Source organism: Paenibacillus sp. JNUCC32 (assembly GCF_014863545.1).
Taxonomy (GTDB): domain Bacteria; phylum Bacillota; class Bacilli; order Paenibacillales; family Paenibacillaceae; genus Paenibacillus_AQ; species Paenibacillus_AQ lautus_A.
Genome location: NZ_CP062260.1, coordinates 3,466,321 through 3,481,571, shown reverse-complemented (window position 1 = coordinate 3,481,571; position 15,251 = coordinate 3,466,321). Strand labels below are relative to the sequence as shown.

Annotated in this window: 12 protein-coding genes; 11 read left to right on the top strand and 1 reads right to left on the bottom strand. The window is 55.8% G+C overall.

The features are described from left to right. Nucleotides 1-25: 25 nt before the first annotated feature. Nucleotides 26-1,789 carry an Rqc2 family fibronectin-binding protein gene (locus JNUCC32_RS15655; RefSeq protein WP_192569168.1) on the bottom strand — a complete coding sequence of 588 codons (1,764 nt, stop codon included), beginning with the start codon at nucleotides 1,787-1,789 and terminating at the stop codon, nucleotides 26-28. A gap of 184 nt (nucleotides 1,790-1,973) precedes the next feature. Here JNUCC32_RS15655 and JNUCC32_RS15650 point away from each other — a divergent pair, with 184 nt between their 5' ends. The 11 genes from JNUCC32_RS15650 (at nucleotide 1,974) to fmt (ending at nucleotide 15,202) form a co-directional block, all read left to right on the top strand. Beyond that, entirely contained in the window at nucleotides 1,974-4,769 is a 2,796-nt protein-coding gene (locus tag JNUCC32_RS15650) for a calcium-translocating P-type ATPase, SERCA-type (RefSeq protein ID WP_192569167.1), read from the top strand. Nucleotides 4,770-4,845: 76 nt separating this feature from the next. Further along, nucleotides 4,846-5,682, top strand: a complete 837-nt coding sequence (dapF, locus tag JNUCC32_RS15645; RefSeq protein ID WP_036666168.1) for a diaminopimelate epimerase — start codon at nucleotides 4,846-4,848, stop codon at nucleotides 5,680-5,682. Between the two features lie 182 nt (nucleotides 5,683-5,864). After that, a complete protein-coding gene (locus JNUCC32_RS15640) occupies nucleotides 5,865-7,736 on the top strand; it encodes a bifunctional homocysteine S-methyltransferase/methylenetetrahydrofolate reductase (RefSeq protein WP_015734328.1) in 1,872 nt (623 codons plus the stop codon). 38 nt (nucleotides 7,737-7,774) lie between these two features. Then, entirely contained in the window at nucleotides 7,775-8,662 is an 888-nt protein-coding gene (locus JNUCC32_RS15635; RefSeq protein WP_096773136.1) for a YicC/YloC family endoribonuclease, read from the top strand. 53 nt (nucleotides 8,663-8,715) lie between these two features. Continuing rightward, complete coding sequence (remA, locus tag JNUCC32_RS15630; protein WP_006209218.1) at nucleotides 8,716-8,976, top strand: extracellular matrix/biofilm regulator RemA; 261 nt, start codon at nucleotides 8,716-8,718, stop codon at nucleotides 8,974-8,976. Between the two features lie 13 nt (nucleotides 8,977-8,989). Continuing rightward, nucleotides 8,990-9,562, top strand: a complete 573-nt coding sequence (gmk, locus tag JNUCC32_RS15625) for a guanylate kinase (protein WP_009592584.1) — start codon at nucleotides 8,990-8,992, stop codon at nucleotides 9,560-9,562. 57 nt (nucleotides 9,563-9,619) lie between these two features. After that, nucleotides 9,620-9,820, top strand: coding sequence for a DNA-directed RNA polymerase subunit omega (gene rpoZ, locus JNUCC32_RS15620; protein ID WP_009592612.1), 201 nt, complete (start codon nucleotides 9,620-9,622; stop codon nucleotides 9,818-9,820). A gap of 124 nt (nucleotides 9,821-9,944) precedes the next feature. After that, entirely contained in the window at nucleotides 9,945-11,198 is a 1,254-nt protein-coding gene (gene coaBC, locus JNUCC32_RS15615; protein ID WP_192572559.1) for a bifunctional phosphopantothenoylcysteine decarboxylase/phosphopantothenate--cysteine ligase CoaBC, read from the top strand. Then, nucleotides 11,198-13,726 (top strand): primosomal protein N', encoded by a 2,529-nt coding sequence (priA, locus tag JNUCC32_RS15610; protein ID WP_036665915.1) that lies wholly within the window; start codon nucleotides 11,198-11,200, stop codon nucleotides 13,724-13,726. Before coaBC ends, priA begins: the two co-directional genes overlap by 1 nt. Nucleotides 13,727-13,769: 43 nt before the next feature. Further along, the gene (gene def, locus JNUCC32_RS15605) at nucleotides 13,770-14,264 is read left to right on the top strand and encodes a peptide deformylase (protein WP_015734332.1); all 495 of its coding nucleotides are present in this window, start codon (nucleotides 13,770-13,772) and stop codon (nucleotides 14,262-14,264) included. Continuing rightward, nucleotides 14,261-15,202 carry a methionyl-tRNA formyltransferase gene (fmt, locus tag JNUCC32_RS15600; protein WP_096773139.1) on the top strand — a complete coding sequence of 314 codons (942 nt, stop codon included), beginning with the start codon at nucleotides 14,261-14,263 and terminating at the stop codon, nucleotides 15,200-15,202. The genes def and fmt overlap by 4 nt, the downstream gene beginning before the upstream one ends. The last annotated feature ends 49 nt before the right edge of the window (nucleotides 15,203-15,251 follow it).

Below are 15,251 nucleotides of genomic sequence, written 5' to 3'. Positions count from 1 at the left end.
AGACTATCCGCGTCTTCCGTTCATTTTAATTGCGATTGTTTTTTACCGAATTGGGCATGGCCTTGATCAGCTGCTCGTCCGGCGTCACGAACAGCGTTTTCTGATTGTCGTAGATGACGAAGCCGGGCTTGGCTCCATTCGGCTTGCGGACGTGGCGAATGAGCGTATAGTCGACGGGCACGCTGCTGGATTCTTTGGCCTGACTGTAATAAGCCGCCAGCTGCGCCGCTTCCTGGAGCGTCGCGTCCCCGTACTCGCTGCTGCGGATGACCACATGGGAACCCGGGATATCCTTTGTGTGCAGCCATGTGTCGTTCGAGGAAGCGAGACGGTTGGTCACGTATTCGTTTTGAAGGTTGTTTTTGCCCACATAGAGCTCGACGCCTTCGGATGAAGTATAGACATGCAGCGTCGGCTTGTCGTTTTTCTTCTTTTTCTTCGTTTTGCGGCTGCGGTCTCTTAAATATCCCTGCTGGACCAATTCGTCCCTGATTTCATCGATGTCGTTCAGGGAAGCATGCGACAGCTGCTGCAGAAGATTCTCGATATAGTTGATCTCTTCGCGGGTTTTGATTAACTGTTCGTTGATGACCGCGAGGCTGTTCTTGTACTTGTTGTACTTTTTGAAATATCGCTGGGCATTGTCCGATGGGGTCAGGAGCGGATCCAGCGGTATGGTGACGGCCGCCTGCTCTTCATCGTAGAAGTTGATCAGCTGGACTTCGCGGTCGCCCTTCTGAATCTGATGGAGCGAGGCGAAGAGAAGCTCGCCAAAAATCCGGTACCGATCGGCATCGCCGGCTTCCTCCAAATCTTTGTTCAGATTATCCAGCTTCTTGATGTTTTTGGTCCGTTCATTCTGCAGGAATCGGAGGAGGTCGCTGACCTTCTGTTTAACCGTGTCCCGCTGCGCCTTATCCCCGTAATAATCCTCCATGCATTGGCTGACCGATTCGTAGGTTCTGGTCTCGTCCGCAAGCAATGTCAGCGGTATGACGGAGAACACCGATTTGCCCTTGGGATTGACACCTGTAACAGGCGTATATTGATGGCTGCGGACTTGTCCCATCACCTCATCGAATGCACGCCACAGGCTGCCGCAATCTTTTTCTTTTTCCCCTTCGTTTCCCCCCGGATGGCCTTCTCCTGCACGGTGGGCAATTTCCTGCGCTGCCAGCGGGCTTAGGCCGCTGAATTCGCCGACCAGCCATGAGACCGCCGACTCCTCGTTCACCAGACAGGACTCCCGGAAAGCTTCCTGCCCGGTTTCGAGCGGATTCCGCTTATGCTGCTCCGGCGGATTCGTGTAGGAAAATCCCGGCATGACCACGCGGTAGCTGCTGATGGCGGGCGTCACATGGTTGATGCCGTCCAGTATGGTATCACTCGCGGGATCAAGCAGAATGATGTTGCTGTGTCTGCCCATCAGCTCCACGATGATTTTTTTGGAGGAAACATCCCCGAGCTCGTCGCGCTGGCGAATCGTCATATGGATGATCCGCTCCATGCCCACCTGCTGGATGTCCTCGATGATGCCGCTCTCGCAATGCTTGCGCAGAATCATGCAAAACATCGGCGCTTCGGCCGGATTGAGAAACGTTTCCTGCGTCAGATGCACCCTGGGATACGTGGGGTTTGCGGACAACAGCAGCTTGGCGTTTCCTTGCTGGGTGCGTATATGAAACACGATGTCCCGATCGTTCGGTTGATATATTTTATTGATTCGTGCGCCCCGGCAGGCTTGAAGCTCATGCACGATCGCGCGCGTGACAATGCCGTCTAGTGCCATCCTTCATTCTCCTATCTGTCTGTTACCCTTCCTAATCGTACTTCTCTATGATGCCATATTTCCCTTAAAAACTTAAGGCCCCTTCTGTGATAATTCAGGACCTGTCCGAATACATTTACGTAGAAAGGGTGGAAAAGCTGTCATCCGCCGGAACTTGCAAAACCAACCGGGAGGGAAAGGAAGCATGGAACAAAAGCAATGGCACCAGATGGACACGGATGAATTGCAGCAAGTACTGCAGATGCATCCGGAGCAGGGCCTCACGGAAGAGGAAGCCGGGGAGAGACGAAAAAAAAGTGGCTACAACGAGCTCTCCGAGGGCGTTAAAATTTCTCCATTTGTTCTGTTCTTGAATCAATTTAAGGATTTCATGATGCTGGTGCTTCTTGGGGCCACCCTGGTATCCGGCCTGCTGGGCGAGTATCTGGATGCCGTCACGATCGTGGCCATCATCCTGATCAACGGGATCCTTGGTTTCATCCAGGAATTCAAGGCGGAGCGGTCGCTTCGGGCCTTGAAGCAGCTGTCCGCGCCGACCTCCAAGGTCATCCGGGACGGCAAGGTGGTGCAGCTAACGGCCAGAGAGCTCGTACCTGGCGATGTCATTCTCGTCGAGAGCGGAGACCGTATCCCGGCCGACGTTCGCTGGCTCGAGATCAACAGCTGCAGCGTCGAGGAGTCCGCCTTGACCGGCGAGTCCCTGCCGGTAAATAAGCATGCCGAGCCGATCCACGATGCGGAAGTTCCGCTGGGCGACCGGAAGAACATCGGGTTCATGGGAACGATGGTGGCCCGCGGCACGGGTAAAGGCGTTGTCATCCGGACCGGAATGGATACGGAGATGGGCAAAATCGCCGATTTGATCCAAAACACGGAATCCCAGGAGACGCCGCTGCAGCATCGCCTGGAGCAGTTGGGCAAAATTCTGATCGCCGTGTCGTTGGGGCTGACGGTCTTGGTCGTAGTCGCAGGCATTCTGCATGGACAGCCTGCAGCAGGGATGTTCTTCGCAGGGGTCAGCCTTGCCGTAGCGGCCATTCCCGAAGGGCTGCCGGCCATCGTCACGATTGCGCTATCCCTCGGCGTGCAGCGCATGATCAAGCGCAAAGCGATCGTGCGCAAGCTGCCATCCGTGGAGACGCTGGGCTGCGCATCGGTGATCTGTTCGGATAAAACGGGGACGCTCACGCAGAATAAAATGACCGTGACCCAGGTTTGGCTGGGAGGACGTACGCTGGAAGTGACCGGGCACGGGTATGACCCGACGGGTCAAATCCTCCACAGAGGCAAGCCTGTCGAGCTGAGATCCGATCAGGGGCTTCGCAGACTGCTGCAAATCAGCGGGCTGTGCAACAATGCGGAGATCTATGAGAATGTGCAGGAGGAAGCCCGGAGCAAGCGCAAGGGCAAGGAGGAGCCGGCGGCAGCTGCTTGGGAGTTAAAAGGGGACCCGACAGAAGGAGCGCTGCTGACGCTGTCGTCCAAAATGGGATTGACGAAGGGCAGCCTGAACTCTATCTACCAAAGAGACAAAGAGTTTCCTTTCGATTCGGAGCGGAAGCTGATGTCCGTCATCGTCAGCCATCAGGGCGGACGCTTGCTCTGCACGAAGGGCGCACCGGACGTCCTGCTGGACGCCTGTGCTTATATCATGTGGGACGGGAACGTCGTGCCGCTGACCTCCACGCTCCGTCAGAAGGTGCTGGCCGCCAATGAAGGCATGGCTTCCAACGCGCTGCGCGTGCTTGGTTTGGCTTACCGGGATTTGCGTTCCTATGATAAGCCGGAAACGGAGAAAGAGGCGGAGAGCCAGCTTATCTTTGTGGGGCTGGCCGGAATGATCGATCCGCCGCGCCGTGAAGTGCGCGACGCGATTGCGACGTGCCGCCGCGCCGGAATCAAGACCGTGATGATCACGGGCGACCATCGGACAACGGCGGAAGCGATCGCGGCCCAGCTCGGGATCCTGCCAAGGAACGGTCTGTCGCTATCGGGACAGGAGTTATCCCGAATGGACGACAAGGAGCTGGATGCGAGGGTGGATCAAACCTTCGTTTATGCCCGCGTCTCTCCCGAGCACAAGCTTCGCATCGTGAAATCGCTCCAGCGGAAGGGGCATGTGGTTGCCATGACGGGGGATGGCGTGAACGATGCACCGGCCATCAAAGCCTCGGATATCGGGATTGCCATGGGCATTACCGGCACGGACGTAACGAAGGAAGCGTCGTCGCTGGTGCTCAGTGACGATAATTTCTCCACGATTGTTTCGGCGATTGAGGAGGGGCGGAGCATTTATGAAAATATCCGCAAATTCATCCGCTATTTGCTGGCCTCCAATGTCGGCGAGATTCTGACGATGTTTTTTGCGATGATGATGGGGCTTCCGCTTCCGCTCGTTCCGATCCAGATTCTGTGGGTAAACCTGGTCACCGACGGGCTCCCGGCCATGGCGCTCGGGGTGGACCAGCCGGAGAAGGACCTGATGGAGCACAAGCCGCGGGGGGCAAAGGAAAATATTTTCGCCAGACGCCTAGGCTGGAAAATCATCAGCCGCGGCATCTTGATCGGCTTGTGCACGCTCGGCGCATTTTGGGTCACGCTGCGCATCGCTCCGAATGATCCAGGGCAGCTGGCCAAGGCGCAGTCCGTTGCCTTTGCTACCCTCGTCATGGCCCAGCTGATCCATGTGTTCGACTGCCGCAGCTCGCGCTCGATTTTCCATCGGAACCCGCTTCAGAACAAAGCTTTGGTTCTGGCCGTGCTGTCCTCGGTATTGCTGATGCTCGGCGTCATGTACATCGAGGCGTTCCAGCCGATCTTCAAGACGGTTCCGCTTGGCCTGAAAGAGTGGGCGTTGACACTCGTCGCCGCCGGCATTCCTACCTTCCTGATGGGGGCCGGAAGCGTGTGGGGCGGCAGACGGAACCGCAACCGGAACCGCCGCGGCATGATGACGAAGAGTGCAAATATTTCGGCGTAAAATGAATGGATAGCCCATCACCTCTGCGATATGCTAAGCACGAGCGTAGCAATTGCAGAGGAGATGGGTTTTTATGATGGAATTTACGAAAATGCATGGATTGGGCAACGACTTCGTTGTCGTATACGGCGAACGGGAACTTCCATCCGATGCATCCGAATTGGCCGTGAAGCTGTGCAACCGCTTCTTCGGCATCGGTGCTGACGGACTTGTATATATTTTGCCTTCCGCGAAGGCTGATTTCATGATGCGGATTATGAATTCGGACGGTTCCGAAGCGGAGCAGTGCGGCAACGCCATCCGCTGCGTCGCGAAGTATGTGTACGATCACGGCCATATCGACCGCGAGGAGATTACCATAGAAACCATCGGAGCCGGCGTGCAGCAGGTGCGTCTTACGGTGCAGGACGGTCAAGTAAGCAGCGTAAGGGTCGATATGGGCGAACCGGTCCTGAACGGACTTAGCGTGCCGACCTTGGTCGATCTCAATCCGGTGGTGAATCATCCCGTTGAAGTGGACGGCCGGGAATTCCGATTCACTGCCGTTTCCATGGGCAATCCGCACTGCGTCATTTATGTGGACGATGCGGTGAACTTTGATCTCGGCGTATGGGGGCCTAAGCTTGAGGTGCACCCGCTCTTCCCGAGAAAGATCAACGTGGAGTTTGCAACGGTGAATTCACGCGGTCAAGTGGACATGCGGGTATGGGAGCGCGGCGCGGGACCGACACTGGCCTGCGGCACCGGCGCCTGCGCGACGCTGGTATCCTCCGTGCTGAACGGTGCCACCGACCGCAGCGCGACGATCTCGCTTAAGGGCGGGGATCTGTTCATCGAGTGGGATGAGCTTGACAACCATGTGTACATGACGGGACCGGCCGAGGTTGTATATAAAGGGAAGTTGGCAATTTAGGGCATGCGCTGGCCGCTTCTCTTCCTCCGGCAGTTGAAAAAAACAGTAGGTTCATAAGTTTGTCCTGCAGGGACGGACACGGTAGGGAGGCCTTCGAAAGGCCTCCCTTTTGTCTCTTTATCTTTGCAGAGGTTTTATGATACATTAGTTGAAAATAAACGTCGGGTGGAGGAGAAAACGCGATGAAACCGAATCTTCGGCAGGCATGGGAGAATCAGGTACTGGTCGGTGACGGCGCGATGGGTACTTATTTATATCAAAAAGGATTTCCTGTAGGCATTTCATATGAAGAACTGAATTTAACCTCTCCGGAGGTCATCGGGAACGTTCATCGCCAGTATGTTGAGGCTGGTGCACAGGTCATCGAGACCAACACGTTCTCAGCCAATTATGACAAGCTGTCCAAATACGGCTTGGAGGCGAGGGTAGGAGAGATCAACCGCGCAGGCGTGAGAATTGCGCGTGAAGCCGCCGGCGATCAAGGATATGTGGTGGGAGCGGTCGGCTCCATTCGGGCAGGCAAAAGAAGCAATATTTCCACGAGCGAGCTCAAGCGTTACTTCGAAGAGCAGCTGTCCGTACTCATCTCCGAAGGCGTTGACGGCATCCTGCTCGAGACGTTCTACGACGTGGATGAAATGCAATTGGCTTTGGCGCAGGCACGGATGCTGAGCGACCTGCCGGTGATCTGCCAGTTCGCGGTGGAGGATATTGCCCGCACGCTGGACGGCTTCACGATGCCGGATGCATACCGCATATTGAGCCATGAAGGCGCGGACGTGATCGGGTTTAACTGCCGGACGGGGCCGAACGGCATCATGCGCGCGCTGGAAACCCTGAACGGCATCATGAATCTTCCGGCTTCGGTCTACCCGAATGCGGGAATCGCCGATTATGTGGACGGAGAATACCGGTATGGCGCGAGTCCCGAGTATTTCGGGAAAACGGCCCTGGAGTTTGCGGATCGCGGCGCCCGCATTATCGGCGGCTGCTGCGGGACGACGCCGGAGCATATCGCGGAAATTTCCTCGGCGCTATCCGGCTACGTTCCTTCGCCGCTCCCTGCCGTCGAAGAGGCGGAGATCAACCGGATCGTGATTCACGAAACCGCCCAGGAGCAATTCTACGAGCGCAGCGGGGAGCCGACGATTGTCGATATCGTAAAGGAACGGCATACGGTTATCGTGGAGCTGGACCCTCCGAGGGATTTGGATATCACCAAGTTCATGAAAGGCGCGGAAGCTTTGAAAAAAGCGGGAGCCGATGCGCTGACCCTTGCGGATAACTCGCTGGCCGTAACCCGCATGAGCAACATGGCTCTCGGACATCTGGTACAAGCACGCACGGGACTGCGGCCGCTGATCCACATTGCTTGCCGCGACCGGAACCTGATCGGGACGCAGTCGCACATGATGGGCTTCGACGCGCTCGGCATCGACCATGTGCTTGCGGTGACGGGGGATCCGGCCCGTTTTGGGGATTTGCCGGATTCCAGCTCGGTTTACGACATGACCTCGTTTGAAATCATTCGGATGATCAAGCAGCTGAACGACGGCATTGCTTTCTCCGGAAAGCCGCTGAAGCAAAAAGCCAAATTCGTTGTCGGGGCAGCGTTCAATCCGAATGTAAGGCATCTGGACAAAGCGGTTGCCCGCTTGGAGAAGAAGATTGCTTCGGGCGCCGATTACGTCATGACGCAGCCCGTTTACGATCCCGAGTTAATGGTTAGGCTTCGGGAAGCGACGGCGCATCTGGATATTCCGATCTTCATCGGCATCATGCCGCTGGCAAGCGGGCGCAATGCCGAGTATTTGCACAATGAGGTGCCGGGCATTCAGCTGTCGGACGAAGTCCGCAGCCGCATGGCGGGACTTGAAGGCGAAGCGGGCCGGGCGATGGGCGTCAAGATCGGCAAGGAGCTGCTGGATGTTGCGACAGAGCATTTTAACGGCATCTATTTGATGACGCCGTTTATGTTCTATGAAATGAGCGTACAATTAATGGAGTACGTCTGGGAGAAATCGGGCCGCCGATTGACCCCCTTGTTTCATTAATAATTATCAATTACAATAGTGTAATGGATGTGATTCCGATGTCATTGAGCATGACCGGATATGGGCAATCCGTTGTCGATTTTCAAGGCTACAGTATCTCTTTCGAAGTGAAGTCAGTCAATCACCGGTACTGCGAGATCGTCTTTCGCATGCCCCGTGAATGGGCACTCTTCGAGGATTCGCTTCGACGGGCGGTACAGAGCCGGATCGGACGCGGACGGATTGATGTTTATATTAACAAGGAAAACAACGGCGAGTCTCAGGGTGCCGTGCTGAACCATGCCATGGTTCAAGCGTATTTACAGGCAGCCGAGGATTTGAAGTCATACGGAATCACGGGAGATCTGGCGGTGCGGGATATTTTGACGCTGCCAGATGTTCTTGTTACTCCGAGCGGACTTTCCATGGATGAAGCGCAGCAGGGGTTATGGAATGATGCGCTTCTTCAAGGTCTGGAACAAGCGCTTGAGGGTCTGGTCCAGATGCGCAGCAGGGAAGGCGCTTTTCTCGCGAAGGATATCGGGCAGAGGCTTGACCGCTTGCAGCAGCTGCACCGGGAGATGACCGAGCTTGCTCCGGAGGTTCCGGCCGAATACCGGAAGCGCCTGCGGCAGCGCATTGAATCTCTTGATGACGGATCGCTTGCTGTTGATGAACATATATTCGGAATGGAAGTCGCTCTGTTTGCTGAACGTTCCAATGTGGACGAGGAGTTGATTCGACTTCACAGCCATTTGGAACAATGCAGGGAGCTGCTTCTTCAGAAAAGCCCTGTAGGCCGTAAACTGGATTTTCTGATTCAGGAAATGAACAGAGAAGTCAATACGATTGGATCGAAAGCCAATCATCTGACTCTGGTAAACCGTGTTGTCGAAATGAAAGCGGAACTGGAGAAGATTCGTGAACAAGCCGCCAATGTGGAATAACCGCAGTTTCATCGGCAAGTAAGAGTCAAATGTATAGGGGGAGCAACCGCACTATGGCAATCAAACTTATTAATATTGGCTTCGGAAACATCGTATCGGCCAATCGGATCATCTCAATCGTGAGTCCTGAATCGGCTCCGATCAAGAGGATCATTCAAGAAGCACGGGACCGTCATATGCTGATTGATGCTACATATGGCCGAAGGACGCGGGCTGTTATCATTACCGATAGCGACCACGTGATTTTATCGGCCGTACAGCCGGAAACGGTGGCTCACCGTCTGTCCAGCAAAGATGACGACAACGACGAATAAGATGAGGAGTACTATGTCTAAAGGATTATTGATTGTATTGTCCGGTCCTTCCGGGGTTGGAAAGGGAACCGTCTGTACGGCACTTCGCAGCCGGGTTCCGGAACTGGTGTATTCGGTGTCGGCTACGACGCGTTCGCCGCGGCTCGGCGAGGTAAACGGCGTAAACTATTTTTTCAAAAGCCGGGAACAATTCATGGATATGATTGAGAACGACCAGCTTCTCGAATATGCGGAATACGTCGGGAACTATTATGGAACCCCGCGTGATTTTGTAGAAGAAACATTAGCCACCGGCAAGGATATTATACTGGAGATCGAAGTGCAGGGCGCGCTGAAGGTCAAGGAGAAGTTTCCGGACGGTATCTTTGTGTTTCTGATGCCGCCGTCGTTGGACGAACTGAAAGATCGGATCCAGGGCCGGGGGACTGAGAGCCAGGCCACGATCGACCACCGCATGTCCGTAGCTGTTGACGAAATCAATCTGCTGCAGCATTATGATTATGCCGTAGTGAACGATGAAATCAATCTTGCTTGCGAGAGAATACAATCTATCATTATAGCCGAACATTGTAAGGTGAGAAAGTAAGCTGTTTTTCATAGACGGCGTAAACTTTCAAGTAAATAAAGAAGAGGTGCTTCGACTGTGTTATATCCATCCATTGATGAAATGATGAATAAAGTGGACAGTAAATATTCTCTTGTGGTTGCGGCTTCCCGCCGTGCACGCCAATTGCGTGAAGGAGAAGTCAGCGAGTTGAAACATCCGAAATCCCATAAGTTCGTCGGTGTCGCTCTGGAAGAAATCTATGGCGATTACGTGAAGATCGAGCGTGGAGAGGACTAAGGCTTTTTTTCAACATTCGAATACCATGCGTTAGCGCGCGAAAATGTGACAACCGAAAGGTTGTTATTTTTTTGAGAAGATATGAAAGTACAGCCTTCATACAAATGGAAAGCGGGGGATTGTCATGTTGAACGGAAAAGTCGTCGTACTTGGCGTTACAGGTGGCATTGCCGCGTATAAAGCAGCGACTTTATGCAGCAGGCTTGTCCAGAGGGGAGCGGATGTGCATGTCATCATGACGGAATCCGCCAAGCAGTTCATTCCGGAATTAACGCTGCAGACGCTGACCAAAAACCCGGTTTATAGCGATACTTTTGACGAAAGGGACCCCTCGGTCGTCTCGCATATCCACTTGGCCGACCTGGCCGATCTGGTGCTGATTGCTCCGGCGACGGCCAATATCATCGGCAAGATGGCACATGGCCTGGCGGATGACATGCTGACCACGACGCTGCTTGCGACCACGGCTCCTGTCATGATCTCGCCGGCGATGAACGTGCATATGTACACGCATCCGGCCGTCATGGCCAACATGGAGACGCTGGTTTCCCGCGGGGTGTCCATGATTGAACCCGGAGAGGGACTTCTGGCATGCGGATACGTCGGAAAGGGACGGATGGAGGAGCCCGATACGATCGTGGATGTGGTTGAACGGTTTTTCCAAGGGCGCGCAGCCGAGTCCGCGGCGTCGAATCAGGATGTAGAGAGCGGATCGACAGGCATATTGCACGGCAAAAAAGTGGTTGTCACGGCCGGCGGTACGATCGAGCGCATTGATCCGGTCCGTTATATCACGAATGATTCCTCCGGAAAAATGGGGTTTGCGATTGCTAAAGCCGCCAAGCAGCTGGGAGCGGACGTCCACCTCATTGCGGCTCATACCGATGAAGCCCCGCCAGAGGGGATTCCTGCCGAGAGAGTGGAGTCGGCCCAGGATATGTACGAAGCGGTGCAGCGCGTGTTCGATACGAGCGATATCGTGGTTAAGGCGGCAGCGGTCGCCGATTATCGTCCTGCGGAGGCGGCGACGTCAAAGATCAAGAAGCGCGGGGAAACGATGACGCTGGATCTTGTCAAGACCACGGATATCCTGGAAAGCCTGGGACGCCAAAAGACCTCCCAGTTCTTGATCGGTTTTGCCGCCGAGACGGATACGGTGGAGCAGTTCGCCAGGGAAAAGCTGAAACGCAAAAATTGCGACCTGATCGTTGCCAATGATGTTACGCAGGAAGGCGCCGGCTTTGGCACGGACACGAACAGCGTTCATATATTCGATGCAGAAGGGCTCGTCCTGCAGCTGCCCGTGATGTCCAAGGAGGAAGTGGCCATGAGGCTGTTAACGCTGGCGGCCGAACGGTTGACCGGGAGGTTATCCTGATGGAAATGGCCCGTGTGATTGTGGACGTGCCGTCCAAGGATACGGACCGTCCGTTTGATTATCTGATTCCGGAGGAGCTCCGGCCATGGGTCGAGGTAGGCAGCCGGGTCGGCGTGCCGTTCGGTCACCGTACGCTTCAGGGATTCGTGGTTTCGCTGCATCCCCGGCCCGAGATGGATACGGCCAAAATGAAGCCCATTCAGGAAGTCCTCGATGTGATGCCTCCGCTCTCGCCTGAGCTGATTGAGCTTGGAGAATGGATGAAAGAGCGGTATGCATGCCGTTATATATCCGCTCTTCAATCGATGCTGCCAACGGCGCTGAAGGGAAAAGCCGAGCGGTATATTTCCCTTGGCGAGCCGGATGCGGGCTTGTCGGATGAAAGCGGCGGATTATTCGCGCTCCTCCCGGAAAGCGAATTGGAGCAGGAGATCATCCGGTTTGTCAGTCAGCGAGGCGAGGTGTCGCTCCAGCAGTTAACGCGAGCGTTTCCGGATGCGGCAGCCACCGTAAAAGCGCTGATCGGCCGGGGGCGGTTAAGCGAATTCCAGCAAATCAAGGACAAACTGCAGAAAAAAACGATGAAAGCGGTAGAGCTTGCCGTTTCGAGCGAGGAAGCGCATGTGGCGCTGGCTTCGTTTCCGGCTAAGGCTCAGCGGCAGAAGGAAGTGCTCCAATATATCGTAGAGATGGAGGACTTCCTGCCGATATCGCAGAAGGATCTGCTGCAGACGCTCGGCGTCACCGCAGGCACCGTGAAGGCGCTGGCCGACAAGGGACTGATTACCCTTGAGGATGTCGAAGTGTTCCGCGACCCGTACCGGGGACGGCACTTTACGCCCAGCGCCCCGCTGGCGCTCACGCCGGAGCAGCAGGCGGTGTACCGGAGCATCGTGCGCAAGCTGGATGAACGCAAGCATGGCGCGTTTCTCCTGCACGGGGTAACGGGCAGCGGCAAGACCGAGATCTACCTGCAGACCATTCAGCGCTGCATGGATCAGGAGCGTCAGGCGATTGTCCTGGTGCCCGAAATATCGCTCACACCCCAAATGGTGGAGCGGTTCAAAGCCCGCTTCGGCGACCGCGTGGCCGTCATGCACAGCCGGCTTTCGGATGGTGAGCGCTACGATGAATGGCGCAAAATTAGGGAAGGCCGGGCTTCGGTTGTCGTGGGAGCACGATCGGCGGTGTTTGCGCCGTTTGACCGACTTGGCCTTATTATTATGGATGAAGAGCATGAAAGTTCATATAAGCAGGAAGAAACGCCGAAGTACCATGCCAGGGACGTGGCGATTCACCGTGCCTCGCTGACAGGCGCAGCCGTCATTCTGGGCTCGGCAACGCCTTCGCTTGAAAGCTACCATGCGGCCAGATCGCAGGCTCAGGATGATTTTGCTCCGCATCTGCTGGAGATGCCGAGCCGGGCGCTGGGCAACCAGCTGCCGGCTGTTCAGGTCGTGGATATGCGGGAGGAGCTCCGGGAAGGGAATCGCTCCATGTTCAGCCGCTCCCTGCATGCCGCGATTTCGGCGCGGCTGGAACGCGGAGAACAGACGGTGCTGCTGCTGAATCGGCGGGGGTATTCCACTTTCGTGATGTGCCGGAGCTGCGGATATGTGGCAGGCTGTCCTGAATGCGATATTTCGCTGACCTACCATCAGAAATCGAACAATCTGCGCTGCCATTATTGCGGTTACGCCGCACAGGCGCCGGAGGTTTGCCCGGATTGCGGGAGCGAGCATATACGCTATTTCGGAACGGGCACGCAGCGTGTCGAGGAAGAATTGGCCAAGCTGTTCCCAGGGATTCGCGTCATTCGGATGGACGTGGACACGACGACCGAGAAGGGCTCCCACGAGAAGCTGCTGAAGCAGTTTCGGGATAAAAAGGGCGACGTGCTGCTTGGAACCCAAATGGTCGCCAAAGGCCTGGATTTCCCGGATGTCACCCTGGTCGGCGTCATTACGGCCGATTCGGCGCTGAACCTGCCCGACTTCCGGGCGGCCGAGAAGACGTTTCAGCTGCTGACCCAGGTGGCCGGAAGAGCGGGACGCCATCAGCTGCCGGGTGAAGTGGTCATCCAATCCTACACGCCCGAGCATTATTCGATTATTCATGCAAGCAGCCATGATTATTTATCCTTCGTCAAGGATGAGCTGAAGCACCGCAAAGCGCTCCATTATCCACCGTACTGCAGGCTGATTCTGGTGACGCTGTCGCATGAACAGCTGCCGCTGCTCGTACGACTGGCAGAGAATTTTGCCGCCGCCATCAAAAGCGAATCCGACCGCCGGGGATGGTTCGGAAGCCTGGACCGGTTCGACGCAAGCGCGCTCGATATCCTGGGTCCGGTGGCTTCCCCCATTCCGCGGTTAAAAAATAGATACAGATTTCAATGTATGATAAAATGGCGGGGAACGATGGATGCTGTCTCGCTGGTGCGTTCGGTTGCCGAGAAGCTTCAGGATTCGGCGCGGGACGGCAAGCTCCAAATCAGTATTGACGTTGATCCGCAAATGTTAATGTAATAGCGCATATAATGATGAAAAGCACAAGGATGGTGTCGTAGACATGGCGATTCGTATTATCGTTAAAGAACCGGATGAGGTTCTTCATAAAAAGGCAAAGGAAGTTACTAAAATTACGCCGAACGTTCAAAAGCTCCTGGACGATATGGCCGATACCATGTACGATGCGGAAGGCGTCGGGCTGGCCGCGCCGCAGGTCGGCATACTGAAGCGCCTGATTGTTATCGATGCGGGCGATGAGCACGGCTTGATCAAGATGATCAATCCGGAGATCGTGGAGAGCGAGGGCGAGCAATTCGGGCCGGAAGGCTGCCTGAGTATTCCAGGCTGGAACGGGGATGTTCGACGTGCGGAGAAAGTAACGGTTAAGGGGCTTGACCGCGAAGGCAATGAGCTTGTCATTACGGGTACAGGGCTGCTTGCGCGAGCATTTCAGCATGAAATCGATCATTTGAACGGGGTGCTGTTTACGGAAATCGCCGACCGGGTGTATGAGTACGTTCCGGAACAGCCGAGAAATGAGTTGGAGAACCGATGAATATCGTATTTATGGGCACCCCCGCCTTTGCAGTACCCAGTCTGGAAATGCTGATTGCCGAAGGATACACGATAGCCGCCGTCGTTACGCAGCCGGACCGTCCGCAGGGGCGCAAAAAAGTGCTGACCCCGACGCCGGTCAAGGAAGCCGCCCTTCGTCACGGCATCCCTGTCCTGCAGCCGCAGCGACTGCGGAATCCGGAAGCCGTGGCCGAACTGGCCGAATATAAACCCGATCTGATCGTCACGGCCGCGTACGGCCAAATCCTGCCGAAATCGGTGCTGGATATGCCGGCGCTTGGCTGCCTGAACGTCCACGGCTCGCTGCTCCCCGCTTATCGGGGAGGAGCGCCGATTCAGCGGAGCATCATCAATGGAGAGTCCGTCACGGGCATCACGCTGATGTATATGGCGGAGGGACTCGACACCGGGGACATGATCGCCCGCACCGAGGTCCCTATTGAAGACGATGATACGGCTGGAACCATGTTCGAGAAGCTGAGCCAAGCCGGAGCGGAGCTGCTTCGGCGGGAGCTGCCGCGGCTCGTGAAGGGCAAGGTGGAGGCCGAGCCTCAGGATGATTCGAAGGCAACGTATGCTCCGAATCTGACCCGGGATGACGAGAAGATCGACTGGAGCCGCACTTCCCGCGAAATCTACGATCAGATTCGCGGCCTGGTTCCTTATTCCGGCGGGTTCACGCTGTGGAACGGCGAAGTGTTTAAAGTATGGGCAGCGGCTAAGCCGGACAGCGCCCAGAAGCCATCTGGCGATGCGCAGCCCGGGACCGTGCTTGAGCTGCATGAGAAAGGGATCGTCGTGAAAACAGGCGACGGTACGCTGACGCTGCTTACGGTTCAGCCCAGCGGCAAGAAGGCAATGGATGCGGCGCAATTCGTCCGCGGGACGAGCCTGACGGCCGGGACGGTGCTGTCGTGAGCGGAAACCGCAGCCCGAAAGGACGCCTGGACTCTCCCCGGGAGCTGGC